Raw genomic sequence first — 290 nt, forward strand, 5'->3', positions numbered from 1 at the left:
CTAAGGGCCTGGGTTCGGGGATGCCGATTGGTGCCTGCCTGGCGCGCGGTGCGGCGGCGGACGTGTTCAAGCCTGGCAACCACGGCTCGACCTTCGGCGGTAACCCGCTGGTCTGCGCGGCAGCGCTGGCGACGCTCGACGCGATCGAGGACGAGAAGCTGCTCGACAACGCGCGTGTGCGCGGCGAGGCAATCCGTGCCGGCCTGCGCGCTGCCTTGAGCGGCGTGCACGGTGTGGTCGATATCCGCGGTGAAGGCATGATGATCGGTATCGAACTCGATCGTCCCTGC

Annotated in this window: 1 protein-coding gene; it reads left to right on the plus strand. The window is 68.3% G+C overall.

Annotated features, from left to right (window positions below; translation table 11 throughout):
* Positions 1–290: aminotransferase class III-fold pyridoxal phosphate-dependent enzyme (locus tag MD536_RS21145; protein WP_239603779.1), on the plus strand; the 290-nt coding region annotated here is incomplete at both ends.

It is taken from the genome of Flavihumibacter cheonanensis (assembly GCF_022352215.1).
GTDB lineage: Bacteria > Bacteroidota > Bacteroidia > Chitinophagales > Chitinophagaceae > Flavihumibacter > Flavihumibacter cheonanensis.